Raw genomic sequence first — 25,102 nt, forward strand, 5'->3', positions numbered from 1 at the left:
CACCCACGTTCCATGCTCCCGGGGCCCTGCCGTGGGCCCGCGACCAGGAAACGCACTGATCAGCCTGCTCAACGCACCTCAACACATCACCGGAGGTATGCATGCGCACGCGTTCACCAGCGACATCCAGGACAGGGCCCCCGGGCAGCCTGCTACGCATACTGCTCGTCCTCGTGGCATGTCTCGGCATGACGACACCCCTCATGTCGGGACAGGCCGGCGCGAGCGAGAGCACCCTGTCCAACCCCGGCTTCGAGAGGGGCGACCTGAGCGGTTGGAGCACCACAGGAACCGCCTTCCACGGATCCGTCACCAACCAGCCGGGCTGGGGATGGGGCTGCTGCTTCAACCAGCAGGGCACCTACCACCTATGGGGATTCGCGGGCGGCGGCGATGCCCCCACGGGCACCGTCACCTCCGAGCCGTTCACCCTGACCGGCACGGGAATGGTCAGCGTCCTGGTTTCCGGCGGCCGCAACGACGACCAGCTGTACGTGGCTTTGACGACACTGGACGGCACCGTCCTGCACAAGGCCACCGGCACCGACGACGAGGCGTACCGCCGCGTCACCTGGGACGCGCGGGAGCACCTGGGCGAGCAGTTACGCATCACGGCGGTCGACCGGGCCACCGGCGGCTGGGGACACATCAACCTGGACGACGTGAGAGTCGGCTTGGACAAGGCTCCGGACCCGGGCCTTGAGGGGCTCGCCGCCTACTGGGACTTCGCCGAGGGGCAGGGCACCGCGACCACGGAGCGGATCAGCCAGAGCGCGGATCCCATCAGCTACGTCTTCAACAACGCGGTCTACAAGCCGAACAGCGACCCACTGTGGCGTACCAAGCGACAGGAGGACGGCGTTCTCTCCGGCGCCCTCCTCTTCGACGGCTACTCCACCTGGGTCACCCGCGCCGCATCGCAAACGCAGCTCCCCACGGACGGCATGACCGTCGAAGCCTGGGTCGCACCACGCGCCTTCGAATGGGGCGACGAAGGCAAGCCCTCGGCCATCGTCAACCAGCAGGACAAGGCAGCACGCCGAGGATTCTCGCTCGGCGTCGGACGGCACGGCGTGTGGCAGTTCGGCATCGGCACCGGTGACGCCTGGTACGAGACGGCGGTCCCGCAGGCGGCGGCTCTGGCCGCTGGCAGGTGGGCGCACATCGCGGCGGTCTTCGCTCCGAGCGAGGGCACCATCAGCCTGTACCTGAACGGCGAGCAGGTCGCCCGGACAGCCATCCCCACCACGGCCCGCCTGGCCAAGGCCGACGTTCCCCTGCTCATCGGCCGCCACAACCAGCCCGCCATCATCAACGGCACCTTTGCCGTAAACATGTTCAACGGCCAGATCGACGAGGTGAAGGTCCACACGGACGCGCTCACCTCCGAATCCGTGCGGGCCGGCCACAAGCACGACATGCAGACATTCGCCGGGGGCAGCATCCCCGATGCCCGTATGGCCATGGACCGCTCACGCTACGACGGCGACCGCTACCGCCCGGGCTACCACTTCTCGGCCCCCAACCACTGGATGAACGAGCCCCACGCCCCCATCCAGGTCAACGGCAAGTACCACCTCTTCTACCAGCACAACTCCCACGGCCCCTACTGGCACAACATCGGCTGGGGGCACGCGGTCAGCGAAGATCTGGTGCACTGGCGAGACCTACCCGTCGCCCTCGCCCCCACGGCGGGGAGTGTGGCACCCGACGGTGTCTGGTCCGGCGACGCGACCCTCGACGAGAACGGCGTCCCCGTCCTGCTGTTCACGGCCGGCAACGATTCCCAGCGCCCCAATCAGGCAACCGGACTCGCACGCCCCGCCGACCCCGGCGACCCGGACCTGGTCGAGTGGAAGATGCACCCGACCCTGGTGACCAGCCAGACCGCCGATCTGGACGTCGGCGCCGGACGGAAGGTCCGCTTCGGGGACTTCCGCGACCAGGACGTGTGGAAGGAAGGCGACACCTGGTTCCAGTTGGTCGGCTCGGGAGTCCAGACCACCTCAGGCCAAAGCGTCGGCGGGACGGCGCTCCTCTACACCTCCAAGAACCTCACCGACTGGACCTACTCGGGGCCTCTCATGGTCGGTGACGTGGAGGACCACCCCAAGACCGGCCAGGTCTGGGAACTCCCCACCTTCCTCCCCATCGGCAAGGACGACCAGGGACGCCAGCGACGGGCGCTGCTCGTCAACCCGTCCTTCCCCGACGGCCCCGCCGAGTACAGCAGCAAGTACACCTACTACTGGGTCGGCACCTGGGACGCCCAGGCCCGCCGATGGACACCCGACACCACCGAGCCCAAGCTGCTCGACTACGGCGATCACTTCACCGGGCCCAGCGGCACAGTTGACGACAAGGAGCGCTCCCTCGTCTTCAGCATCGCGCAGGACCGGCGCACGGAGCGCGCCCACTACGACGCCGGCTGGGCCCACAACGCCGGACTCCCCGTCCAACTGTCCATGCGACCTGACGGAGACCTGGGAGTCAGCCCGGTCGAGGAGGTCTCACGGCTCCATGTGGGCGAACCGCTCCTCAACATCAACGAACCGACCTCCGTCGCTGACGCCAACGCGCGCCTGGCAGACATCAAGGGGGACATGCTCCACATCAAGCTGACCCTGGAACGGGGCAGCGCCGACACCTTCGGACTCGATGTGCTGCGCAGCCCCGGGGACGAAGAACGGACCCGTCTGTTCTACGACGCCCCGGCCGGACAACTGGGCGTCGACCGAACACGATCCGGAAACAACTCCAGCGTCGACGCCAACCTGGGCATCCAGAAAGGTCCGCTGACGCTCTCCAACGGAGAGTTGTCACTGGACGTGTTCCTGGACCGCTCGATGATCGAGGCATACGCGAACGCGCACAAGTCCATCACCACCCGCGCCTACCCCTTCCGGCAGGACTCTCTCGGCCTGCGGCTCTTCGGCGACGGCAGCGTCGTCAAGTCCATGACCATCTGGAAGATGGGCAACCTGACAGACTGACTCAGCGCAGTCCCCGCCCGCCAGCACCATCGACCCGGTCGGCACGCCAGCCGTGCCGACCGGGTCGATGAGTTTCTGACTATCCGATATCTCCCGCCGCTCGGGTCGCCGTGTCGCCAACAAGCGGTTCCGGCGGTGTCAGATCCCATGCCCCGACCGTGTACGCGGCGGAGGCCACCCCAGTGGCTCCCATGCCTTCCTGGCAGAGCTGCTGATGGCCGAGGGCGACAACCGGGCACGGCGTCGGTCCGAACGCCGCATCCGGGCCGCGGCCTTCCCCAGGGAAAAGAGCCTGCGGGCCTTCGACTTCGATGCCAATCCCAACGTCGACCCCGCCACTGTCAACACGCTCGCGACCTGCGAATGGGTTAAGAAAGGCGAACCGCTCTGCCTGATCGGCGACTCCGGTACCGGCAAGTCCCACCTGCTGATCGCGCTGGGCACCGAGGCCGCCATGCAGGGCTTCCGCGTCCGCTACGTGCTGGCCACCAAGCTCGTCAACGAGCTGGTCGAGGCTGCCGATGAGAAGCAACTGTCCAAGACGATCGCCCGCTACGGACGCGTCGACCTCCTCTGCATCGACGAACTCGGCTACATGGAGCTGGACCGGAGGGGCGCTGAGTTGCTGTTCCAGGTGCTGACCGAACGCGAGGAGAAGAACAGCGTCGCCATCGCCTCCAACGAATCCTTCAGCGGCTGGACGAAGACCTTCACCGACCCCCGGCTCTGCGCGGCCATCGTCGACCGCCTCACCTTCAGCGGCGCGATTATCCAAACCGGCACCGAGTCCTACCGCCTCGCCCACACCAAAGCCCAGGCCCAGCAAGCCACCGCCACCTGACCGACGGCCCCGGGGATCAGACCATGACAACCCGGGGACGCCATCACTGGCCGCGAGCCGGTTCAGAAGCCGGACACTCTACTCCCGCTCCTGCGTGGTGTCGTCGAACGACCGACACGCCCGGAACCTCAGTAACTGCTGCCGTCTGACTCCTCCCGCACGTTTCCCCCACGCTCGACACAGCTGGCCCACCAGGCGGCCACAGCCTTTCTGCTCTGCAGATGGACCAAGCGCATGTGGCCGTACTCAGGCCGGTCCAGCAACTCCGGAATCACCGAGCGGTACTTCTCAGGTTCGCGCCAGGCCGAGTGGAATAGCCGGTCGCGCCAGGCCGCCCGCAGCGATTGTCGACAGCCGGGAAAGACATCCTCGCGTCGCACGACCTGCCGGACAGTCCTTCTGAGAACCCGTGAGAAGGAGACTCGGCGCGGCAGGTCAAGCCACACAACGGTGTCGGCTTGAGCCCACACCAGATCGGCAACCTGCCTGAAGTAGCTGCCTGCGATGATCCAATGCTCGTTGGCAAGCACCTTCTGCGTCCGCTCACGGAACACGCTGAGGTCGACACGACTCCAAGCCGGCCCCCAGAACAGCAGGTCCAGGTCTGTGACCGGTGCCTCCAGGGCCTCCCCGAGGGCCCTGGCCAACGTGGTCTTGCCGGACCCGGCAGCCCCCACCATCACGATTCGCTTGATCATCTGGTTCAGGGTGCCAATGTCCCGGTTCCAAATCAATGCCCACAGCAGCGCCACTGGCCGCATCACCCATCACCCGCCATTCTCGCTCACACGCTCAAGGGCGGCAGGCTGCCGAGCGAACGATCAAGCGATCAGCTACTGAGTGACGTCATTTCTCACTGACATTGATCAAGCCAGGGCGGCCTGGGTGACTCCCGAACTCACGTCGAAACGACATCCATGAAAGGTGGCACAGCCAATCCCGAGCGGCTGAGCACCGAGGCGTCCTTCGCCGCTCTGTGCGGAGTCAGTCCCATCGAGTACTCCTCGGGGCGACGGAGCTCGCGTCGGCTCAACCACGGTGGCGACCGGCAGGCGAACGCTGCTCTGCACCGCATTGTGTTCACTCGGCTGCGCCACGACCCGCGCACCCAGGCGTACTACGAACGTCGCACTCAGGAGGGCAAGACCCGGCGTGAGATCATCCGTTGCCTCAAGCGATATGCCGCCCGCGAGGTCTTCAACCTGGTCAGAACGGTACCCAGCGTCCCCCCGTTATAGGGGCGTCCGTGAGAGCGCCGGTGATACGGCGAAGTCACCTCCGGGACGGCCTGGCGAATCCTCTGTGCGCGGTGGGTTCAATACAGCACCGCCGACCACGCACGAGCTCGTCAACGCCAGGCCAGTCGCTCGCGTTCGGCGGCGTCCCATCGGAAGGACCTGCTTGCTGCAGGGTCTCGGCGAGCTGGTCGTGAGGGAGCGTGCGGCCATATCGGCCCATTGGACGGCCCGAGGTGGCAACCCGCCGCTGACGCAGGCCCTCGGCGGTCAGGAGTCATGATGCAGCGCCGGCACGCCGGGACGAACTGCTGGGGACGACTTCTGAAGCCGATCTTGCGGACAGCCCTGTAGGCGATTTCCGCCCCGGCGGCCCGGGGTGCGGCTGACCACACCGCTCTTTCCGAAACATCGCACCCGAGTGAAGCAATATCTGTTCCCGCGAGGTGAGAGTTTGACGGATCATGCAGGAAGAGTTGTTGCTGCAATGGGTGGAGTGGAATTATGTAACGTGTGCAGGCCGTCCCAGCGTGCTACTGTCGATCTCAGTTGCAGTTGTGGTTCCCAAAAACTTCAAGTGCCCCCGACCCGGCTTCCGTCGGTCGGGAGCACTTTTGTAAATCCGGTCATTTTCCGGGCGGGGTAATCATCGCGGCGACACGGTGTCCGTACGGTGCGGATTCCGATGTACTGCCCCAAAGGAGATATGACATGGCTGCTGGTACCGTGAAGTGGTTCAACGCGGAAAAGGGCTTCGGCTTCATCGAGCAGGACGGCGGCGGCGCGGACGTGTTCGCCCACTACTCGAACATTGCCGCGCAGGGCTTCCGTGAGCTGCTCGAAGGCCAGAAGGTCAACTTCGACATCGCGCAGGGCCAGAAGGGCCCGACGGCCGAGAACATCGTTCCTGCCTGACGCTCACGCACAATCTGTAGCTGGGGCCCGCATCCTTCGGGGTGCGGGCCCCAGCTGCACGCATCTCCCGCAGCGGTTTCACCCGCGGGACGACGCGGAGGAATCCGCGGTCCAACCACGCGCAGCGTGCTCCTCCAGGACCCAGGCGCATCCTTAAGAGCTGCACCGATCTGCTTTCTTTTGCCGCTGGTCCATACTCGTAATTCTCCATGCCGCTCATCGCTGCGGGAATTCCTTGATATGTGCCACATCGAGGAAGGTTCCGCATGAACCGCACATACACGAACGACCGCCCCGCCCGCACCCGTAATGGCGGCGCCGACGCCGGCAGGGGTGGCAGCCGCTTCGGCTCGCAGGCACCGCGCCGTTCGGGCGGGCCCACTCGTTCCGGTGGTTACGGCCGCCGGTCCGGCGCAGTGCAGGGTGAGTTCGCGCTACCCAGGACGATCACCCCCGCGCTGCCCGCCGTCGAGGCGTTCGCCGATCTCGCCATGCCCGAGCCGCTGCTGGCCGAACTCGGCAAGCAGGGTGTGACCGCGCCGTTCCCGATCCAGGGCGCGACGCTGCCCAACTCCTTGGCGGGCCGTGACGTCCTGGGTCGCGGACGCACCGGTTCCGGCAAGACCCTCGCCTTCGGCCTCGCCCTGCTCGCCCGCACTGCTGGACAGCGTGCTGAGTCCCGCCAGCCGCTGGGGCTGATCCTCGTACCGACGCGCGAGCTGGCGCAGCAAGTGACCGACGCGCTCACTCCGTACGCCCGCTCAGTCAAGCTGCGGCTGGCCACGGTGGTGGGCGGGATGTCCATTGGCAAGCAGGCCGGCGCGCTGCGAGGCGGAGCCGAGGTCGTCGTCGCGACCCCGGGCCGACTCAAGGACCTCATCGACCGTGGCGACTGCCGGCTGAACCAGGTGGGCATCACGGTGCTGGACGAGGCCGACCAGATGGCCGACATGGGGTTCATGCCACAGGTCACCGCGCTGCTCGACCAGGTGCGTCCGGAGGGGCAGCGGATGCTGTTCTCCGCCACCCTGGACCGCAATGTCGACCTGCTGGTGCGCCGCTATCTGACCGACCCCGTCGTGCATTCGGTCGACCCGTCGGCCGGTGCGGTCACGACGATGGAGCACCACGTCCTGCACGTCCAGGGCGCCGACAAGCACGCCGCCACGACCGAGATCGCCGCTCGCGACGGCCGCGTGATCATGTTCCTGGACACCAAGCACGCCGTCGACCGGCTGACCCAGGACCTGCTCAACAGCGGGGTACGGGCCGCCGCGCTGCACGGCGGCAAGTCGCAGCCGCAACGTACCCGCACCCTGGCGCAGTTCAAGACGGGGCACGTCACCGTACTGGTGGCGACCAATGTCGCGGCGCGCGGCATCCACGTCGACAACCTTGACCTCGTCGTCAACGTCGATCCGCCGACCGACCACAAGGACTACCTCCACCGCGGCGGCCGAACCGCGCGGGCCGGCGAGTCCGGCAGCGTCGTAACCCTCGTCACACCGAACCAGCGTCGAGGCATGGTTCGCCTGATGTCGGACGCCGGGATCCGACCGCAGACCACCCAGATCCGCTCGGGCGACGAGGCCCTGAACCGGATCACCGGAGCCCAGGCCCCGTCCGGCATCCCGGTCGTCATCACCGCACCGGTGGTCGAACGCCCCAAGCGCAGCGCCACCTCCCGAGGCCGCCGCCGCCCCGCCTCGGCGACCCGGCGCGCGCCTGTGCGCCAGTCTGTCGTCGGCGCGGTGGCCTAGGCCCTTCGTGATCAGAAATCTGGCCCATCTCTGCAGGAGGCACCTTTGACGCTGGTTCAGATGCAGCCCCGCCCGGAGGATGTCAACCCTGTGCACAGGACGGTGGCTGAGGTCATGGACGCGGCCGGACCGCAGGTCTGTGACGACATGAGCGTCGAGGTGGCGCTGGCCGTCATGGCCGCCGCACGCACGGGTCGGCTCGTCGTCTGCGACCAGGACGGCCAGTGCACCGGCCTGGTCACCCAGACCGAACTCGCCGCCGTCCGCGACAGCTCCGACTACACGGATCGCGTCCGCCTGCGCGACATCCTCGGCGACCACGGCTCGTTCACCTCACCCGTGACCACGATGGCCGAAGCCGAGCATGCGATGCGCACCCGTCAGCTCGGTGCCCTGCCGGTGGTCGACGAGCAAGGCAGCGCTCTGGGCATCCTCGCCCTCTCCCGCTGAAACGCCCACCCCCGGTCGGACCGTTCTCCCCTTCTCCCTGTGAGGCCACATGCGCTGCGTCATCGCCCGCTTCCCCTTCGAGCTCAGTGATGACCTGGCCTGAGCAGCAGTGTGGGCCCGACCGGTACGCCGGTCGGGCCCACACCGCGTGCAACGGGTTCCCGCCACCGTTGCCCTGCAGGATCCGGGCGACACGGAAGTGCAGACGCGTGGGCGGCCCGTCCTTCTTCACGGGGGCGTCGAAGACGGCGGGCGAACTCGCCCAAGTGGGCGGAATCCCCTCAGCACATCCGACACCCTCTGCCTCCACACCGCTTCGGTAGCCAGCCGGCCGGTGATGACAGCGCCACCGGTGGCCACGGCCAGGGATATCTGGTTGCTCTGGCCGGACTCCACCAGGGCGGCAACGTCAACCAGCAACTCGTCAGGCTGCGCCATGAGGCGGACCATGTTCGCCGGCCATCCGGCTGCTTGAGCGGTGACGCTACCGGGCAAGGAAGGTGCTCACGGTCCTGCCGCCGGAGGCCCGGCGGGCGACCGCCGTGGCGTGGGCGAGGCTGGTGACCATGGGCCAGCCGAAGCCTCCCGGTACCGCCGTTCAGGTCAGGGGTGCGCATGCGGGGAACATGCCGGCTGGGATCGTGAACGGCGACCTCAATGGTGTCGGGGTGCGCAGTCAGTTCCAGTGTGCAGCGGCCCCCACCGTGGCGCAGGGCATTGGTGACGAGCTCGGACACGACCAAGACCACAGTGTCCGCCGCGTCACGAGCCACGGCCGGCTGCTGCAAACCTTCGAGGAAGGCCCGTGCCGTATCGCGTGCGTCGGCAATGGCTGTGGTGGAACGGACGGCTGCGGCGCTGGCAGTCACCGTGATCATCAGGGTCGACGCATGACGGCACCTGCTGCCGTGAGCCCGTGTCTCCGCAGCCCGCGGACTGCTCGGGTCAGGGGCCGTGCCGGTTCGCCACCAGCTGCTCGATCATCCCGGGATCGTCGAGGGCGGCGCAGGGCCTTCTGCCACGCTCGTCAACGGCCGACCTGGGGGCGTCACGGCTGGAAACGTCCGTGCCGGTCGGTGGTGTTCTCACGAGACGCAGTTGGCCGTTGCCGCCGACGGTAGCCGCGGCGCAGGGGCGGCGACGTCACGCCCAGCCCGACATGCCACGCGGTGGTGGGTCACTGTGAGCGCCGGACAGAGCCTCGCAGCTGCTTGAACCATCCATGGGGACCGGTCGAGGCAGACTGGTCGAGGCGGCGTACCTCATCTTCCAGCGCGCGAAAATCTATACCCGCTGGAGTAGACATTGGTCGGCGGTGTGGTTAAGGTTTCTGTCGTAGCCGAGATCAAGAGAGGCCCGGCAGAGATGAACTGCCGGGCAGCAGTACGCAGTTGCAGTTCGCAGGACGGTGCGGTGGTGGAGTTCCGAAGCCAGAGCGGTTGCAGGACGGCGACGGGACTGACGACCGGACCGGGTGGCCCGCAGTGATCAGGGGCCGCCATGAGCAGTACCGCAGTGGCAGTACCAGTAAGTGAAGGTTCGCAGTACCCAGCAGTGAAGTCAGTGAGCAGTACCTCGGTGAAGGCGTCGGCTGCGGGCGCGCGCACCGAGAGGTTCGGCAGTGGGGTTCCAAGCCAGAGCAGACGCAGGACGGGCGACGGGGCTGGCTGCCGAAGAGTGGCGCTGTTCGAGGCCACCAGCAGTTCGCAGTACCAGTAGTACGCAGTTCCCGTTAGTGAGTAGTTGATCAAGAGGGAAGAACGGAGGAGCCGAGCGCCATCAGGATCGCCCGGGTGGAAGTCTTGGACCCGGGTACCGCAGGACATCGATAGTGAGGTGGTCTCCGGTCGAGCAACCGCGATCCCCGCGCCCCCGACAGTGTCTCGGTCGGGTCTGCGGAAACAGAGGGCCGGTGCAGTATCAGGGCCGGCAGATGGTGTAGTAGTTCCTTCGGGGCCCTGGTGTCAGTACGGCATCAGGGCCCCTCCACGCGTTCCACAGAGAGGTGCAATGACAGCAGACGACACGTTCGGCCGTCTCGATGACGACGACTACCCCGCCTACACCATGGGCCGGGCCGCCGAGATGCTCGGCACCACACAGGGCTTCCTGCGCGCCATCGGCGAAGCCCGCCTCATCACCCCACTGCGCTCCGCAGGCGGCCACCGCCGCTACTCCCGCTACCAGCTGCGCATCGCCGCCCGCGCCCGGGAACTCGTCGACCACGGCACCCCCATCGAGGCCGCCTGCCGCATCATCATCCTCGAAGACCAGCTCGAGGAAGCCCAGCGCCTCAACGCCGAATACCGCCGCGCCACCGAATCAGCGAACCCGACCGCAGCAGCATGAGATGAGCGTGCCCGTCCGCGTCGGCGGGCACCCCACGCACGGTCTGCCGTGCGGTGTGATCGTTTCCTATGGTGACGCGGCGTGTGGGCGTGTAGCGTTCTGTGTCAGCTGTCGTGGTTCGGAATTTCCCCTGCCCGCGCCTTTGGTGTGGGCGTTTTGCTGTGCTGTGCCGCAGGGACCAGGGCGATCACCTCTGCCTTCCGCATGGAGTGGGAGGCGTTCACCGACTGGAAGGCATCAGACATGGCAACGGGAACTGTGAAGTGGTTCAACGCGGAGAAGGGCTTCGGCTTCATCGCCCAGGACGGCGGCGGCCCGGATGTCTTCGCGCACTACTCCGCGATCAACTCCACGGGCTTTCGTGAGCTCCAGGAGGGCCAGGCCGTGACGTTCGATGTCACCCAGGGCCAGAAGGGTCCGCAGGCCGAGAACATCAACCTGGCCTGACCTCGCAGACCTGCCCGGGGATCGCGCACACTGCGTCCGGTGAGCGCCGCCCGTGCGGGCTTTGCCGCCCACGGGGCGAAACGCCTCCTCTCGTGCCGGGCGTGCACAGGACCAGGGGGCCGCGCAGCCATTGCTGCACGGCCCCTGATCTGTTGAGGCGGAGGCGGGTGCGACCTCGGCCCGAACTTCCTGACCTCAGTTGTTTCGAGCTCGTCCGGTTCGGGTGCCGCATGCCCTGCGCCTCTGTTCGAGCAGTCTGGAGCAGCAGACGGTCAGGTGCCCGTCCAGGCGGCGAGGAAGGCTTGCCGTCCATCCGGATCGTCCCACCTGCGGTCCGCATGCAGAACGCGCCAGGCGGTGAGCTCGAGATCTCGGAGCCACAACTCGCCGATGACCTGTGTCTTGAGGTCAGGCAAATGGTCGGACTCGGCGAGGGCTTGACCGATCACCTCCCCGGCCGCTACGCGCTGGGGCGGAGTCATCTCATCGACGGCCGAGAGGATCTGCCTGGCCAGGTCGGTTCCCTCTCCTTCAAGAGAACGCAGCACCTGAGCCTTCATGTTGACGGGTAGCAGGTACGCGGTGCCCGACGACCTCCACAGGTCCGACCAGAAGCGTTCGCCTGCCACGGTGGGGGCAGGCAGCGCGGCCAGCAGCCCGAGGAGATGGCCGGTGGCCGCACAGCCATCGGAGTGGGCGGCTGCGACGACTGCGATGCCGGCGACGCCCTCCACATCGAGCCGGCCGGCCTCGAGATGCGGAGCCAGGTCCAGTTGGTGTTCCAACTGGTCTGCGAGGGCGGTCGATCGTGGGGGCGGACCTCAGGAAGCATCGGCGATCCTTGCGCGTAGGCGAGCGGAGATGCCCGTTCAGAAGCCCTGATCTTTCCCATGGCCAGCCGATGTACTCGGCTTCGGCAGGCCCAATTGGCGGGAGGGGCAACGGGGCTGGAGATCACGCGGTGGCGAGGCGGCCCGGGCCCGGCGACGTGGCTTTGGACCGACCTCCCATGAATGCTGCCGAAGCGAGGTCTTTTAGCATTACCGCATTTGCTGCCAGTGACGCCCAGCCGCCCAAGGGAGAACGAGAAGCTGTGTCCCGTGATGCCGCTGAAGTCGAATACGGTCACGTCGCCTCAGCGCGTGGAGAGCGCCGTGAAGACGGGCTACCCGACCGATCGCAAAGCGGACAAGCAGGGGAGAAGGCTCACTCGGTCTCCGCCCTGGTGGAGCGGGCGGCCGACCTGGCCGAACCGATCAAGCCGAAATTGCGTGGCTGGCTCCATGCCGGAATGGTCCCCGCCGCACTGATCGCGGGCGTCGTACTCATCTGCCTGGCCCGTACTCCGCAAGCAGTCCTGGCCTGCGCCGTGTACTCGGTCACCGCCTGGCTGCTGTTCGCAACGAGCGCCGTCTACCACCGCGGCACCTGGGGACCACTGGGCGAGGCTCTTCTACGACGACTCGACCACGCCAACATCTTCCTGATCATCGCCGGCACCTGCACCCCCCTGGCCGTGCTCCTCCTCCGGCCGGAACAGCAGTCCATGCTGCTGTGGATCGTATGGACGGGAGCAGTGGCCGGCATCGTGTTCCGGGTCCTGTGGGTCGGAGCTCCGCGCTGGCTGTACACCCCGTGTTATCTGGCCCTGGGGTGGGCGCCGGTGCGCTACCTGCCCGACTTCCTGCACACCGGCGGAGCAGCCGTAGTCGTCCTGATCGTTGTCGGCGGTCTCCTCTACAGCGCGGGCGCGGTCGTCTACGCCCTGCAGCGGCCCGACCCCTCACCCCGCTGGTTCGGTTACCACGAGGTCTTCCACGCCCTGACCGTGGCAGCCTTCACCGCGCACTACATCGCCATCTCCCTGGCCACCTACTGACCGCGACAGTCCGGGCTTGCGCCGCTGGTCACACGCGTTGCCGCGTGCTGCACCGCGAACGGGCCGGGCGGTGGCCGAGGCATCGGTCCGTAGCTGACCCGCGACGGAGGAGCCTCGAGTTCGAGGCGGAAGGCGTCAGGGAACGGCGAGGCCAGGACACCGACCTTGCGCGGCACACGGTCGGCAAGGTGGGCAACCCCGCTGAACTGCGGGTTTCGCGCCTCCCGTCCGTGGGACGTACTTCCGACGACTCATCATGTGGACTGCGCTGCCGCCCCGGCTTCCTGGGGTGGCTGCTGACTCCCGTGCCCGGCCGCGATGCCGGCGAGACCGCGACCGGAACCGGGGACCGTACTGCCGGGCCGCGGCTCAGGCGTCGATGATGACGGGGATGATGAGGGGCTTACGGCGGTGGGTGCGGAACGCCCAGTTCGCCACTGCGCGGGCGACGAGCTGTTCGAGCTGGTGCGCGTCCCCGACGCCTTCCTCGGCCGCGGTGGCCAGGGTCTTCTCGATGACGGGGATGACCGGCTCGAAGGTGGTGTCGTCGTGGACGAAGCCGCGGGCCAGGAAGTCGGGGGCCTCGGCGAGGGCGCCGGTGTCGGCGTCGACGATCGCCACCACCGTGACCACGCCTTCCTCTGCGAGGGTGAGGCGGTCCTTGAGGGAGGCTTCGGTGGCGCCGCCGACTTCCATGCCGTCCACGTAGACGTTGCCGGCGGGGACCTTGCCGGTGATGGACGCGCGCCCGTCGACGAGGTCGACGACGACGCCGTCCTCGGCGATGACGACCCGGTCGGGGTCGACACCGGTACGGATGGCGAGGTCGCCGTTGGCCCGCAGGTGGCGCCATTCGCCGTGCACGGGCATGACGTTGCGGGGTTTGACGATGTTGTAGCAGTAGACGAGTTCGCCGGCGCTGGCGTGCCCGGAGACGTGCACCTTGGCGTTGCCCTTGTGGACCACGTGGGCGCCCCACCGGGTCAGTCCGTTGATCACCCGGTAGATGGCGTTCTCGTTGCCGGGGATGAGGGAGCTGGCGAGCAGGACGGTGTCGCCCTTGCCGATGCGGATCATGTGGTCACGGTTGGCCATCCGTGACAGCGCGGCCATGGGTTCGCCCTGGGAGCCGGTGCACACCAGGGTGATCTTGTGGTCCGGGAGCTTCTCCAGCTCCTTCGTGCTCACGACGAGACCGGACGGGACCTTCAGATAGCCCAGGTCACGGGCGATGCCCATGTTGCGGACCATGGACCGGCCGACGAAGGCGACCTTGCGGCCGTGCTGGTGGGCGGCGTCCAGGACCTGCTGGATGCGGTGCACATGGCTGGCGAAGCTGGAGACGATGACCCGGCGCGGCGCGGTGCGCATCACCTGCTCGATCGCCGGGTTCAGCTCACGCTCGGAGGTGGTGAAGCCGGGTACTTCGGCGTTGGTGGAGTCGGTGAGGAACAGGTCCACGCCCTCCTCACCGAGCCGGGCGAAGGCGCGCAGGTCGGTGATGCGGTCGTCGAGGGGGAACTGGTCCATCTTGAAGTCGCCGGTGTGCAGCACCATCCCGGCCCTGGTGCGGATCGCGACCGCGAGGCTGTCGGGGATGGAGTGGTTGACCGCCACGAACTCGCAGTCGAAGGGCCCGAAGCCCCGCCGGTCGCCCTCCCGCACCCGCACCGTGCGCGGCCGGATTCCGTGTTCCTTGAGCTTGGCCTCCAGGAACGCCAGCGTCAGCTTGGAACCGACGACGGGGATGTCGCGCCGCTCGCGCAGCAGGTACGGCACGCCGCCGATGTGGTCCTCGTGGCCGTGGGTGAGGACGATGGCCACGATGTCGTCCAGCCGGTCCCGGATCGAGGTGAAGTCCGGCAGGATCACGTCCACGCCGGGCTGGGTCTCCTCGGGGAACAGCACACCGCAGTCGACGATGAGCAGTTTGCCGGCGTGCTCGAAGACGGTCATGTTGCGGCCGATCTCACCCAGGCCGCCCAGGGCGATGACTCGCAGCCCTCCTTCGGGAAGGGGAGGGGCGGCTTTAAGTTCGGGGTGCGGATGACTCATACCCTGACGGTACCCGTGGAGCGGGACGGCATGATCCGTTGCCTGTGTGATCTCTCTGTGGCAGCGGGTGAGACGGCGAGGCCCGCCGAGGAACATCCTGTCGGGACCTCGGTGCGACATACTTTCCCGATGAGTTCACGCACTTCCCCGATCAGCCGGCCGATCACGGTACGGAGGGCTGTCGCGCGGGATGCCAAACGGCTCACGCGGCTCGTGCGCGGCTCAGGCGCCTACGAGGGTAAGTACGCAGCCGCAGTCGAGGGCTACCGGGTCGGTCCTGATTACATCGAGGCCCACCGCGCCTTCGTAGCCGTCGGCGCCGACGAGCATGGAGGTCGGGTCCTCGGGTTCTACTCGCTCGTCCTCGCTCCACCGGAGCTCGATCTGCTGTTCGTCGCCGACGAAGCGCAAGGACGGGGTATTGGACGACTGCTCGTTGCGCACATGCAGTCCGAGGCCCGTGCCGCCGGGCTCGACCGTGTCAAGGTCGTGTCGCATCTTCCCGCCGAGGACTTCTACCACCGCGTCGGTGCAGTGCGGACCGGGACCGCGCTCGCATACCCACCCGCCGTGCCGTGGGACCGTCCCGAATTCGAGTTTCGCATTCCTTCGGCCTGACGCGGTGTGCCGGTTCGCAGAACACCGGCCTCTCCTGCACGCCGGCCAGAGCTCGGCACGCGGCTGCGGACCGTCATGACGACACTGCCGAAGACGCGGTCGCCGGCCTGCCACGCGGTGCCGCAGAGGAGCTCGCCGCTACGTCGGAGAGCCCGCACCGTCCAGAGAATCACCATTCTGACGCGGTCGATGCAGGTGCTATCAGGTTGCGTCTGTTCGGCATCCGAGCAGACCGCCATGCGCTATGTCAGCGTCGCCCAACGCACCGCCAAGCTGCCCCGATGAGCCTTTGCCCCAGGACGGAACCGTGAGGGCTCATCGCTCCTGCTGGGACGTCGTGGGCTCGGTGTGGGTGGCGGTCATGTCGAGCAGGAGCATGGCGTCGTGGTCGGGGGCGCCGGGCTCGGCGGTGTAGACGCCGAGGCGGTGGCCGGGGGTGCCTTCCAGGGCCATGCCCTGGAAGGTGAGGGTGATCTTGCCGACCTGGGGGTGCTGGAAGGTCTTGGTGGTGATCTTGCGGCCCGTGACGTCGTAGCGCTCCCACAGTCCGGCGAAGGCCGGGCTCTTCAGCAGGAGCTCGCCGACGAGCCGGGTGAGGTCGGGGGCGTCGGGGTCGGTGCCGGCCAGGGCACGCAGGCGGGCGACGCAGTGGCGGATCTGGTTGTCCCAGTCGGGGAAGATCTCGCGGGCGGCGGGATGGAGGAAGAGGTATCGGCCGAGGTTGCGCTGGGTGGCGGGCCAGTCCTCGATGCCGGCGTACAGGGCGAGGCCGCCGGGATTGTGGGCGAGGACGTCCATGCTGCGGCTGACGACGTAGGCCGGGCTCGGTCGCACCGTCTCCGTGCTGTGCCGGGGAGTGGCGTTCCGGGGTGTGACAGGGCCCCCCACGCATATGCCGCGCAGGTCACGAGCCCCGCAGACTGGACGGTATGAAGAGTGAGCAGCACAGCGCCACCGAGCTGGGACGCTTCCTGCGTGCCCGCCGAGCCCGGGTGACGCCCGAGGACGTCGGCCTGGCAGCCGGCTCCGGGGTGCGTCGTACGCCTGGGCTGCGCCGTGAGGAACTGGCCACCCTGGCCGGTATCAGCATCGACTACTACACCCGTCTGGAGAGGGGCAGGGAAACCCGGCCGAGCCCGTCCGTCGTGGACGCGCTGGCTCGCGCCATGCGGCTGGGGGAGGAGGAGCACGAGCACCTGCGCAGCCTCGCCGCCCTCGCCGCGCGGTCCGCGCCGGAACCCGCGACCGCGCCCAGCCGAACGGTGCGGCCCGGCGTGAAGCTCCTGCTGGAGAACCTGCGCCCCGCCCGGCCTATGTGGTCAGCCGCAGCAACGACATCCTGGCAACCAACCCCGCGGGTCTGCGCCTGCTGGCCGGGATCGAGGAGTGGCCGGCCAAGCAGCGCAACATCGCGCGCTACGTCTTCCTGCACCCCGCCGCGCGCGACCTGTTCAAGGACTGGAACAACCAGGTCCGCGGCTGCGTCGCGCGCCTGCGGGCGCTTGCCGACACCGACCCCGACGCCCCCGACCTGGCCCACCTGGTGGGCGAACTCCTGCTGAAAAGCCCGGACTTCGCGCGCCTGTGGGAGCGGTACGACGTCAAGGGCCGTACGCAGGGCCGCAAGACCTTCCACCACCTCGAGGTCGGCGACCTCACCCTCGGCTACCAGTCCCTGCTCCTGGAGGGCACTCCCGGACACCGGCTCGTCGCCTACTACGCCGAACCCGCCACCCCGGAGCACGACGCCGTGGCACTGCTGGACCTGCTCGGCCAGGAGCCCGCCACCCGCACAACACCACGCGCCACCTCCAAGGACGCCGCTTCCTCCTCGCCCTGAGAGCAACCGCCGCCGGGCGGGGCATGAGGATCGGGTCAGGGCCGCGGCTTGGTCATCGAGGACCGCGCGGCCGCACGAGGTCAAGATCCGAGTCTGCTCATGGCGCTCGGCATCGCTACGGCCTTCTCCGCTCCGGCACACCGCGTCCTGTCCGGGGTAGGGGGTTCTGTCGCTCCCCCGAAGGGCGCTCCCCGGCACAGCGCGGCGCTTCGCCGCTGCTGGTACGCACTACGAGCCGACGGGCTCCCATGGCAGGGCAGGCTGCTGGGGAAGTCGAGACAGGGTGCGCAGGAGATCGTTGCGATTGAACTCGATGCCGGCTGTCAGGAGGGTGCGGGTGTGTAGGTCGAGCGCATCGAGGAGTGGGTCGGGGAGGCCGACTGCGATGGGAATCTGCCAGGCGTCCTTGAGGAAGGTGTCGAGTTCCTGCTCTTCAACCCGCAGGTGCACATGAATCGACCACGGGTCAACCGACTTCATGGGCCCACGGACGGAGCGGCCACGCGCTCCGATGATCCGATTCCCTGCGAGTTGAAGTGCACGCAGTACGGCCATCTCCGAGACTGCGGCGATCAGCATCGTGCGGTCTTTCGTTTCCAACGTTTACTCATCGATTGTCTTCATTCGTTTGCTCCAGTGGCGTTGATCCCTCACCAGAGGCATTTGTGGTCATCGTCCGCGGACTCGTGCGGCACGTTCGCGCTCTTCAGCTTGGTGAAGCAGCGCCTTTTGCTGTGGCGCGGGCCTGTCCCGTTACCTGCTGGCTCAGCAGATCCAGGTGTTCGAAGTGAACCGGCCCGACCGCACGGCCCGCCGGCTGCTCGGGAAGTCGGATCCGCTCGATGCGCAGGCTGCCGCGCGGGCCGTGCTCAGCGGTCGCGCCCGGGCCCGGGCCAAGTCCGGCGACGGTCCGGTGCACAGCGCCCGGATGTTCAAGCTCGCCAAGGACTCCGCGGTCAAGGCCCGCACCCAGGCGATCAACCAGCTCAAGGCCGTCCTGGTCATAGCCGATCCCGCCCTGCGGGAGCGGCTGTCCAGCCTGGGCAATGCCGAGCTGTTCCGCATGTGCGCGCGCCTCGCCCCGCACGACGGTGGGGGCAAAGAGGACGGAGTGGCCCAGGCCACCCACATGACGTTGCGCATGCTCGCCGAGCGCATCGAACAGCTCACCGCGCAGATCGACGAGCTGAACCAATGCCTGACCCGGCTCGTCGAACGCCACGCCCCACAGCTACTCGCACCGGTGGACATCGGCCCGGACAGCGCAGTCACGCTGCTGATCACCATGGGAGACAATCCCGAGCGGCTGGGCACTGAGGCGTCGTTCGCTGCGCTGTGCGGGGTCAGCCCGGTCGAGTATTCGTCGGGCCGGCGGAGTACGCGTCGGCTCAACTACGGCGGCGACCGGCAGGCGAACGCGGCCCTGCACCGCATCGTGTTCACCCGCCTGCGCCACGACCCGCGCACCCAGGCGTACTACGAACGCCGTACCCAGGAGGGCAAGACCCGACGTGAAATCATCCGATGCCTCAAGAGGTATGCCGCCCGAGAGGTCTTCAACCTGGTCAGACCGGTTTCCCGCACCCCCGCGTTATAGGGGCGTCCGTGATACGTGAGAGGGTCTGAGGCGTGAGTGAGACACCGTCGAACACCTTGCAATACCGCTTTGACGGGCCAGAAGAGGCTCCCGTCCTGATCCTGGGTCCCTCCCTGGGTACCACATGGCACATGTCGTAGAAGCCGTCTCTGGGCGTCCAGGTGGTCCAGGGCGAGCACGTAGGTCCAGGTCAGAGCCCTGTGACGTGAGGGTGTCCGTGGGGTTCGTGATAGCGGCGTGACAGGAATGGCGCCCCCGCTGGCTCGCCTCCATATGGCGGGGCTCCGTGATCGCCGAGGGCCCGGCCGACGCCGGGACGGCGGAAAACTTGGTGTGCGGGGCCGATGGAACCGGGTAACGTCTTGGTCATGTTCTTCCAGACGCCGATTTACGAGTGAGAGCGTGATGGGCCCCTGCTGACGTCCTTCGACGTTGTCGCGCCCGTCCCTCACCGATGAATCCGTAGATCACTTCACATCATTCCGGGAGAACCCGTGAGCAAGAACATCAACAACCCCGTGGGCATGGGCGGCGGCCAGCGCAAGAAGCTGTCCCGCGCCGAACGGCAGAACAACGGTCCGCACCGCAACCTCGACCGCCAGGGTGCCGCCGACCAGAAGGCGGAGCTGGTGCGCAAGATGCGCGAGAAGGCCGGCGCAGCCGAGGGCGCCGGGCAGACGGGCGACGACACGGCACAGAGCTGAGGCACCGCCGCCGCAGGGCGGCACCGCACGGGGCAGGGCCCGGACCGCGACGCGCGGTCCGGCCCTGCTGCCGTACCGGGGGCGCTGCCGTAGCGGGTGTGGCCGGTCCCGCTCAGCTCTCGTCCGAGCACTACCAGCGCCGCAGCGCGGCCGCCTGGCAGGCAGCCGCGCTGCGGCGTCTTCCCCCCAGAAGATCGGCGCCTTCGCCGTCGAAGTCCTCGATGGACGTGATCTGCAAGGCGGCCCAGTGGTAGACGCGCGTGCCCTTCGCGCCGTCACCGCACGGGACGGGAGGCGCGGTGGTCTCCGCCGGGAATCAGGTAGTCGGCAGGAGGACGACTCCGTCGTGGTCGGCGTGCAGGATGTCGCCAGTGGCGAACGTGACGCCGCCGAACGACACGGGTACATCGACGGCGCCCGCGCCGGCTTTCCCGCTCTTGCGAGGGTTGGTGCCCAGGGCGTGGATGCCGATGTCCATGCCGGCGAGGAGGGCGCTGTCGCGGACGGCCCCGTACACGACGACCCCGGCCCATCCGTTGTCTCGCGCCCGCTCGGCCATCAGATCGCCGAGGAGCGCGGCGTGCAGCGAGGCTCCGCCGTCGACAACCGCGACACAGCCCTCCCCGGGTGTGCGGAGCAATTCGTGCAGCAGGGCGTTGTCGCCGGGACAGGAGATGGCGCGGACCGGACCGGCGAAGGAGTGCACAGCCCCGTAGGAGGTGAACTGCAGGTCGCAGACTCGCAGTTGGTCACCGTGCTCGTCGGCGAGGTCGGCGGTGGCAATGGGGGATGTCCTGTGCACTGCAAACTCCAAGGTGTTGTGTCAAGGTCCACCGTGAGGTGCGTCGGACTCCGGTGAGGGCCGGAAGGGCCCGGGCGCGAGGTGGGGACGAGCGTCGAGACGAAGACGAACCCGGAGTCCAGGAGGGCGCTTGCCCGTTCCCGACTCTGTCGGTGACGGCACCGCTGACCATCACCGGGACCAAGTCAGATTCCGTCGGCGGGGTCGGCGTGGCCGAGTCGCCACACTGCTGTCGCTCCGAGGCTGGTGTCGATGTGCTTGCGCATGATCTCCGCCGCGCCCTTCACCGACCCCACCCGATCCGGTTCCGACGAACTCAGCCTGCGCGTCCTGCCCGGCGGCGGCCCCGCCAACACCGCCGTCGCGCTCGCCCGGCTCGGCACCCCCACCCGCTTCCGCGCCCGCCTCTCCCAGGACGCCTTCGGAACCCTCTTCCGTCGCCGCCTCACCGACTCCGGCGTCGACCTGAGCGGCAGTGTGACCACCCAGGAGCCCAGCACGCTCGCCATCGCCACCCTCGACGACACCGGCCAGGCGGCCCACACCTTCTACGCCGACAACACCGCCGACTGGCAGTGGGCCGCCGACGAGCTCGCCGCCAACGCTCACGACGACACCGTCTGCCTGCACACCGGTTCGCTGGCGCTGATCCGTGAACCCGGCGGCAGCCGAATCGAGGACCACCTCGCCACCGCCCGCGAGCGCGTCACCGTGTCCATCGACCCGAACGTCCGCCCCCTGCTCGTGCCTCCCGCCGTCTACCGCGAGCGCATTTCCCGCTGGTGCGCCCTGGCCGACATCCTCCGCCTCAGCGAGGACGACCTCGCCCTGCTCCTCCCCGGCGCCGGCCCCGAGCAGGCGTGCGACACCTGGCATGCCGCCGGCGTGCGGCTCGTGGTCATCACCCTCGGCGAACGCGGCGCCCTCGCGTCCCTCGACGGCCACCGCGTCACCGTGCCCGCTCCGCCCGTCGACGTCGTCGACACCGTCGGCGCGGGCGACTCCTTCACCGCCGGCCTGCTCCACCGCCTCGCAGCCCTCGGACACCTCGGCGGACGACTCGACGGGCTGAGCATCGCGGACCTCACCGACGCCTGCACCTTCGCTGCCCGCGTCGCCGCCCTGACCTGCTCCGTCCCCGGCGCGAACCCTCCCCGCACGGTCCCGGCTTTCTTGGAGCCCGAGGCCGAACGACTCATGCCGCACGCCTGAACACGCGTACGCGCCCCCGGCGACAACTGCCGCCGGGTATCAGGCGGTTCGGGTAGTGAACTCGGCCAGGAGTGCGGTGACGACCCGATCTGTCACGGCCGTCATGTCGACGGACTCGGGGGCGAGCAGCCACTGGACCTGGAGGCCGTCCATGACGGCGATGATCGCCGTGGCCGCCTCTTCGAGGTTGAGGTCGGGGCGTGTCTCACCGAGTTCGGATGCTTCGGCGAGGGCTTCGGTGACCATGACGCGCAGGCCGGCGTAGCGGTCGCGGAAGTAGCCCTGCGCGGGGTGTCCCTCGGTGACGCTTTCTGCCGAGAGCACGGCGTAGAGGCGGACGATGCCTTCGCGTTCGGTGTTGCGGCGGACGGTGTCGACGAGGTGGCGCAGGAAGGCGAGACCGCGGGGGCGCTCGGGGCCGAGCTGCTCGATGTCCGTTTCGTCCCGCAAGGCGAGGACGCTGGTGAGCAGTTGGGGCTTGGAACGGAAGTAGTGCAGGACGCCGGCCTGGGTGACGCCGGCGCGGTCGGCGATCTCCTGAAGGGAGGCGTTGTTGTAGCCGCGGGCGGCGAAGGTGTCCATGGCGATCTGCAGGATTTCCTGCCGTCGCTGCTGGGCCTTGAGGCTTCTTCCTGTGCGGGGCTGCCGTTCCCCGTTCGGCGTGCTCTCGCTCATCGTGCGGAGTCTACGGGGGTGTCGATCAGTGGTCACCTTCCGATCAAACCTGAGAAAGAACTTACGCACAAGGACTTACTAAGTACTTAGTGAGTGTGTTTTCCTGCTCTCCGTTCCGCCCGCTTCGTGCCGTACCGCGGCCTGGAAGGACGAGCATGAGCCGCCCTGCCCTCCCTGATGACACCGAGCTCGGCGCCCGCATCCGCGGCCTGGACCTGGACTCCAAGATCCGCCTGCTGACCGGCGCCGACCTGTGGAGACTTCCGGCCGAGCCCCGGCTCGGGCTGTCGGCGGTGACGATGTCCGACGGCCCGCAGGGCGTCCGGGGTACCGGCGATGACCCCGCTGAGACCGGCCTGCTGGCCCCTGCGCCAAGTGCGTTGGCAGCTGCCTGGGACACCGACCTCGCCAAGCGGCTGGGGGAGCTCTTCGCCCTCGAGGCCCGCCGCAAGGGCGTCGACGTGGTGCTGGCCCCGGTGGTGAACCTGCAGCGCACTCCGGTCGCCGGGCGGCACTTCGAGTACTTCTCCGAGGATCCGCTGCTCACCGGCATCCTGGCCGCCGCCGTCGTGCGCGGCCTGCAGAGCCGGGGCGTGGGCGCGTGCCTGAAGCACTTCGTGGCCAACGACTCCGAGACCGACCGCACCCGGTACCGTGCCCGGCTGGACGAGCGGACGCTGCGGGAGGTCTACCTGGCCCCCTTCGAGCAGGTCCTCGCCGAGGCCGCGCCGTGGAGTGTGATGGCCGCCTACTCGGGCCTGGACGACGGGACCGTGTCCGCGCCGATGACCGAGAACGCACGGCTGTTGCGCGAGGTGCTGAAGGGGGAGTGGGGATACTCCGGGCCCGTGGTCAGTGACTGGGCCGCGACCCGGTCCACCGTGGCCTCGGCGGTCGGTGGCCTGGATCTGGTGATGCCGGGTCCCGGCGGCCCGTGGGGTGACGCGCTCGCGGCGGCCGTGCGCGCCGGCGAGGTGGACGAACAGGTCATTGACGACAAGGTGCTGCGGCTGCTGCGCCTGGCCTGGCACGTCGGCGCACTCGACGAGTCGGTGCCGGCCACCGTGTCGTCCGAGCCTGCGCCGGAGGAGTTCCGGCTGCTGCGCGAGGTCGCCGCTCGTGGCACGGTGCTGCTCCGCAACGAGGCAGACCTGCTGCCGCTGCTCCCGGACGGCATCGGCAGCGTTGCGTTGATCGGCCCGAATGCCGTCGCGCCGTACCTGCAGGGTGGCGGCAGCGCCTTTGTCCCGGCGGTGCGCACGGTGTCGTTCGAGGAAGGGCTGCGTGCCGCGCTTCCCGAGGATGTCCGGCTGACCGTGCACCGGGGCGGCGACGCCCGTCTGCGCCTGCCGTATGCCTCCGCCGAACTGCTCACCGATCCCGACACCGGCGCGGCGGGCGTACGCGCCGACCACCTGGACGCCGAGGGGAACCGAATCGGCGGTGAGGTCGACGCCACCGGGGACTGGACCACGTACGACGGCTTCGCCCCGGAGACCCACCGGGTGCTGCTGCGCACGCAGTTGACCCTCACCGAGCCGGGGACGCACCGCCTGGAGTTCGGCTGCGCGGGGCGCTTCAGCGTGAGTGTCGACGGTGAAGAGGCCCTGGCCGGGGACGACGACCGGGGTGTGGAGCTGGTGCTGGAGTCCAGCCACAACCACCCACCGCTGCGGGGGATCGACGTCGAGGTGGGGCCGGAAGGGCGCAGGCTCGCGCTCGCCTTGGACCTGACCGTCGTCGGGGCCGGTGGCTACGGCCGCTTCGTCACCGCCCAGGTCCGGCACGCTCCGCCCGGGCCGACGCCGTACGAGGAGATCGTCGAGGCCGTCGCCGCGGCCCAGGCGGCCGATGTGGCGATCGTCGTGGTGGGCACCAACGAGGAGGTCGAGTCGGAGGGCTGGGACCGCACCGGTCTGGAGCTGCCCGGCCACCAGAACGACCTGGTGCGCAAGGTGATCGCCGCCAACCCGCGCACCATCGTGGTCGTCAACGCCGGCGCCCCGGTGCTGCTGCCCTGGGCCGACGAAGCCCCTGTCCTGCTGTGGGCGTGGCTGCCGGGCCAGGAGGCCGGGCACGCGCTCGCCGACGTGCTGCTGGGCCGCACCGAGCCGTCGGGCCGGCTGCCGTGGACGCTGCCCGCCCGCGCGCAGGATGTCCCCGTCCCCGACGCCCGCCCCCGCGACGGAATCGTGGACTACACCGAGGGAGTCCACGTCGGCCACCGGGCCTGGGACCGGGACGGCCTTGCCCCCGCGTTCCCGTTCGGTCACGGTCTCGGCTGGACCCGATGGAGGTACGAGTCCGTGACCCTCTCCCCGACTCCCGTCTCCGCCGCCTCCCTGACCAGCCCCGCAGGCGGAGACGGGCTCGACCTGACCGTGGCACTGACCAACACCGGCCCCCGGGCCGGCCGTGAGGTCGTCCAGGTCTACCTGGAGCCGCCGCGGGACGGCACCGACCGGCCGGTGCGCCTGCTCGCTGGCTTCACCACGGTCCAGGCGGCACCGGGGGCCCGCGTCACCGCCGAGGTGCGCGTGCCCGCCCGCGTCTTCCGGATCTGGGACAGCGAGGCGAGCCAGTGGCGTACTCCGCCCGGCCGCTACCGCCTGCAAGTCGGACGCTCCAGCCGTGATCCGCATCTCACCGCAGAGGTGACCGTCGAACACGGCCGCCCGCACCCCGCAGTCTGAGCCGACCCGGCTCGCCCGTCCCTTTTGTCCCGTCACG

At 68.6% G+C, this 25,102-nt stretch carries 19 protein-coding genes and 6 pseudogenes; 16 read left to right on the forward strand and 9 right to left on the reverse strand.

All coding sequences use genetic code 11. The features are described from left to right. The first annotated feature begins 188 nt into the window (after positions 1-188). Positions 189-2,993: a GH32 C-terminal domain-containing protein gene (locus ACZ6TU_RS16130; protein ID WP_469548896.1), complete on the forward strand. Its 2,805-nt coding sequence runs from the start codon at positions 189-191 to the stop codon at positions 2,991-2,993. Between the two features lie 196 nt (positions 2,994-3,189). Beyond that, positions 3,190-3,834 (forward strand): annotated as a pseudogene (gene istB / locus ACZ6TU_RS16135) (IS21-like element helper ATPase IstB); the annotation flags it as partial. Positions 3,835-3,962: 128 nt separating this feature from the next. On the opposite strand, the gene ACZ6TU_RS16140 reads toward istB, so the two are convergent. Then, positions 3,963-4,586, reverse strand: coding sequence for a P-loop NTPase family protein (locus ACZ6TU_RS16140; protein WP_469548898.1), 624 nt, complete (start codon positions 4,584-4,586; stop codon positions 3,963-3,965). 183 nt (positions 4,587-4,769) lie between these two features. Here ACZ6TU_RS16140 and ACZ6TU_RS16145 point away from each other — a divergent pair. From ACZ6TU_RS16145 to ACZ6TU_RS16160, 4 genes and pseudogenes are all read left to right on the forward strand, one after another. Beyond that, positions 4,770-5,072 (forward strand): annotated as a pseudogene (locus tag ACZ6TU_RS16145) (transposase); the annotation flags it as partial. 708 nt (positions 5,073-5,780) lie between these two features. Beyond that, positions 5,781-5,984, forward strand: a complete 204-nt coding sequence (locus ACZ6TU_RS16150) for a cold-shock protein (RefSeq protein WP_003973099.1) — start codon at positions 5,781-5,783, stop codon at positions 5,982-5,984. Positions 5,985-6,250: 266 nt separating this feature from the next. Beyond that, the gene (locus ACZ6TU_RS16155; RefSeq protein WP_469548900.1) at positions 6,251-7,744 is read left to right on the forward strand and encodes a DEAD/DEAH box helicase; all 1,494 of its coding nucleotides are present in this window, start codon (positions 6,251-6,253) and stop codon (positions 7,742-7,744) included. 45 nt (positions 7,745-7,789) lie between these two features. Then, positions 7,790-8,194 carry a CBS domain-containing protein gene (locus ACZ6TU_RS16160; protein ID WP_306931532.1) on the forward strand — a complete coding sequence of 135 codons (405 nt, stop codon included), beginning with the start codon at positions 7,790-7,792 and terminating at the stop codon, positions 8,192-8,194. 163 nt (positions 8,195-8,357) lie between these two features. Here the strand turns inward: ACZ6TU_RS16160 and ACZ6TU_RS16165 are convergent. Continuing rightward, a pseudogene (locus tag ACZ6TU_RS16165) lies at positions 8,358-8,632 on the reverse strand (hypothetical protein); the annotation flags it as partial. A gap of 46 nt (positions 8,633-8,678) precedes the next feature. Then, positions 8,679-9,072: pseudogene (locus ACZ6TU_RS16170) on the reverse strand (ATP-binding protein). Positions 9,073-10,204: 1,132 nt separating this feature from the next. Here ACZ6TU_RS16170 and ACZ6TU_RS16175 point away from each other — a divergent pair. Both ACZ6TU_RS16175 and ACZ6TU_RS16180 read left to right on the forward strand, forming a co-directional pair. Continuing rightward, positions 10,205-10,543, forward strand: coding sequence for a MerR family transcriptional regulator (locus tag ACZ6TU_RS16175; RefSeq protein ID WP_142157940.1), 339 nt, complete (start codon positions 10,205-10,207; stop codon positions 10,541-10,543). A gap of 243 nt (positions 10,544-10,786) precedes the next feature. After that, positions 10,787-10,990 carry a cold-shock protein gene (locus ACZ6TU_RS16180; RefSeq protein WP_030052720.1) on the forward strand — a complete coding sequence of 68 codons (204 nt, stop codon included), beginning with the start codon at positions 10,787-10,789 and terminating at the stop codon, positions 10,988-10,990. A gap of 272 nt (positions 10,991-11,262) precedes the next feature. On the opposite strand, the gene ACZ6TU_RS16185 is transcribed toward ACZ6TU_RS16180, so the two are convergent. Then, the gene (locus ACZ6TU_RS16185; RefSeq protein ID WP_469548903.1) at positions 11,263-11,775 is read right to left on the reverse strand and encodes a hypothetical protein; all 513 of its coding nucleotides are present in this window, start codon (positions 11,773-11,775) and stop codon (positions 11,263-11,265) included. A gap of 437 nt (positions 11,776-12,212) precedes the next feature. Here ACZ6TU_RS16185 and trhA point away from each other — a divergent pair, with 437 nt between their 5' ends. Next, positions 12,213-12,869: a PAQR family membrane homeostasis protein TrhA gene (trhA, locus tag ACZ6TU_RS16190; protein ID WP_467670318.1), complete on the forward strand. Its 657-nt coding sequence runs from the start codon at positions 12,213-12,215 to the stop codon at positions 12,867-12,869. A gap of 369 nt (positions 12,870-13,238) precedes the next feature. Here the strand turns inward: trhA and ACZ6TU_RS16195 are convergent, their stop codons facing one another. Next, positions 13,239-14,924, reverse strand: a complete 1,686-nt coding sequence (locus tag ACZ6TU_RS16195) for a ribonuclease J (RefSeq protein WP_466100016.1) — start codon at positions 14,922-14,924, stop codon at positions 13,239-13,241. Between the two features lie 129 nt (positions 14,925-15,053). Here ACZ6TU_RS16195 and ACZ6TU_RS16200 point away from each other — a divergent pair, with 129 nt between their 5' ends. Further along, the gene (locus ACZ6TU_RS16200; RefSeq protein WP_467670038.1) at positions 15,054-15,542 is read left to right on the forward strand and encodes a GNAT family N-acetyltransferase; all 489 of its coding nucleotides are present in this window, start codon (positions 15,054-15,056) and stop codon (positions 15,540-15,542) included. A 315-nt stretch (positions 15,543-15,857) separates the two neighbouring features. Here ACZ6TU_RS16200 and ACZ6TU_RS16205 read toward each other — a convergent pair whose 3' ends face one another. Further along, entirely contained in the window at positions 15,858-16,376 is a 519-nt protein-coding gene (locus tag ACZ6TU_RS16205) for an MmyB family transcriptional regulator (protein ID WP_469548906.1), read from the reverse strand. Positions 16,377-16,471: 95 nt separating this feature from the next. On the opposite strand from ACZ6TU_RS16205, the pseudogene ACZ6TU_RS16210 reads away from it, so the two are divergent. Continuing rightward, positions 16,472-17,382 (forward strand): annotated as a pseudogene (locus ACZ6TU_RS16210) (helix-turn-helix transcriptional regulator). A gap of 228 nt (positions 17,383-17,610) precedes the next feature. Here the strand turns inward: ACZ6TU_RS16210 and ACZ6TU_RS16215 are convergent. Beyond that, positions 17,611-17,982, reverse strand: a complete 372-nt coding sequence (locus ACZ6TU_RS16215) for a hypothetical protein (protein WP_469548909.1) — start codon at positions 17,980-17,982, stop codon at positions 17,611-17,613. A gap of 136 nt (positions 17,983-18,118) precedes the next feature. Here ACZ6TU_RS16215 and ACZ6TU_RS16220 point away from each other — a divergent pair. The 3 genes and pseudogenes from ACZ6TU_RS16220 to ACZ6TU_RS16230 form a co-directional block, all read left to right on the forward strand. Further along, positions 18,119-18,979: pseudogene (locus tag ACZ6TU_RS16220) on the forward strand (IS110 family transposase); the annotation flags it as partial. A 494-nt stretch (positions 18,980-19,473) separates the two neighbouring features. Further along, complete coding sequence (locus ACZ6TU_RS16225) at positions 19,474-19,683, forward strand: DUF6243 family protein (RefSeq protein ID WP_221174717.1); 210 nt, start codon at positions 19,474-19,476, stop codon at positions 19,681-19,683. A gap of 98 nt (positions 19,684-19,781) precedes the next feature. Beyond that, the gene (locus ACZ6TU_RS16230) at positions 19,782-19,937 is read left to right on the forward strand and encodes a hypothetical protein (RefSeq protein WP_469548912.1); all 156 of its coding nucleotides are present in this window, start codon (positions 19,782-19,784) and stop codon (positions 19,935-19,937) included. Between the two features lie 62 nt (positions 19,938-19,999). On the opposite strand, the gene rraA is transcribed toward ACZ6TU_RS16230, so the two are convergent. Beyond that, positions 20,000-20,485: a ribonuclease E activity regulator RraA gene (rraA, locus tag ACZ6TU_RS16235; RefSeq protein WP_467670042.1), complete on the reverse strand. Its 486-nt coding sequence runs from the start codon at positions 20,483-20,485 to the stop codon at positions 20,000-20,002. A gap of 264 nt (positions 20,486-20,749) precedes the next feature. Between rraA and ACZ6TU_RS16240 the strand changes: the two genes are divergently transcribed. Beyond that, positions 20,750-21,697: a carbohydrate kinase family protein gene (locus ACZ6TU_RS16240; protein ID WP_469548914.1), complete on the forward strand. Its 948-nt coding sequence runs from the start codon at positions 20,750-20,752 to the stop codon at positions 21,695-21,697. A gap of 39 nt (positions 21,698-21,736) precedes the next feature. Here the strand turns inward: ACZ6TU_RS16240 and ACZ6TU_RS16245 are convergent, their stop codons facing one another. Then, the gene (locus ACZ6TU_RS16245) at positions 21,737-22,372 is read right to left on the reverse strand and encodes a TetR/AcrR family transcriptional regulator (RefSeq protein ID WP_403335776.1); all 636 of its coding nucleotides are present in this window, start codon (positions 22,370-22,372) and stop codon (positions 21,737-21,739) included. Between the two features lie 155 nt (positions 22,373-22,527). On the opposite strand from ACZ6TU_RS16245, the gene ACZ6TU_RS16250 reads away from it, so the two are divergent. Then, entirely contained in the window at positions 22,528-25,065 is a 2,538-nt protein-coding gene (locus tag ACZ6TU_RS16250; RefSeq protein WP_469548917.1) for a beta-glucosidase, read from the forward strand. The last annotated feature ends 37 nt before the right edge of the window (positions 25,066-25,102 follow it).

Source organism: Streptomyces sp. NPDC052064, from assembly GCF_055585925.1.

What these genes read in the sequence shown, in the direction of transcription:
- ACZ6TU_RS16130 (WP_469548896.1), top strand. Translation starts at nt 189, where the DNA reads ATGACGACACCCCTCATGTCGGGACAGGCCGGCGCGAGCGAGAGCACC.
- ACZ6TU_RS16150 (WP_003973099.1), top strand. Translation starts at nt 5,781, where the DNA reads ATGGCTGCTGGTACCGTGAAGTGGTTCAACGCGGAAAAGGGCTTCGGC.
- ACZ6TU_RS16155 (WP_469548900.1), top strand. Translation starts at nt 6,251, where the DNA reads ATGAACCGCACATACACGAACGACCGCCCCGCCCGCACCCGTAATGGC.
- ACZ6TU_RS16175 (WP_142157940.1), top strand. Translation starts at nt 10,205, where the DNA reads ATGACAGCAGACGACACGTTCGGCCGTCTCGATGACGACGACTACCCC.
- ACZ6TU_RS16180 (WP_030052720.1), top strand. Translation starts at nt 10,787, where the DNA reads ATGGCAACGGGAACTGTGAAGTGGTTCAACGCGGAGAAGGGCTTCGGC.
- ACZ6TU_RS16195 (WP_466100016.1), bottom strand. Translation starts at nt 14,924, where the DNA reads ATGAGTCATCCGCACCCCGAACTTAAAGCCGCCCCTCCCCTTCCCGAA.
- ACZ6TU_RS16200 (WP_467670038.1), top strand. Translation starts at nt 15,054, where the DNA reads ATGAGTTCACGCACTTCCCCGATCAGCCGGCCGATCACGGTACGGAGG.
- ACZ6TU_RS16240 (WP_469548914.1), top strand. Translation starts at nt 20,750, where the DNA reads ATGATCTCCGCCGCGCCCTTCACCGACCCCACCCGATCCGGTTCCGAC.
- ACZ6TU_RS16245 (WP_403335776.1), bottom strand. Translation starts at nt 22,372, where the DNA reads ATGAGCGAGAGCACGCCGAACGGGGAACGGCAGCCCCGCACAGGAAGA.
- ACZ6TU_RS16250 (WP_469548917.1), top strand. Translation starts at nt 22,528, where the DNA reads ATGAGCCGCCCTGCCCTCCCTGATGACACCGAGCTCGGCGCCCGCATC.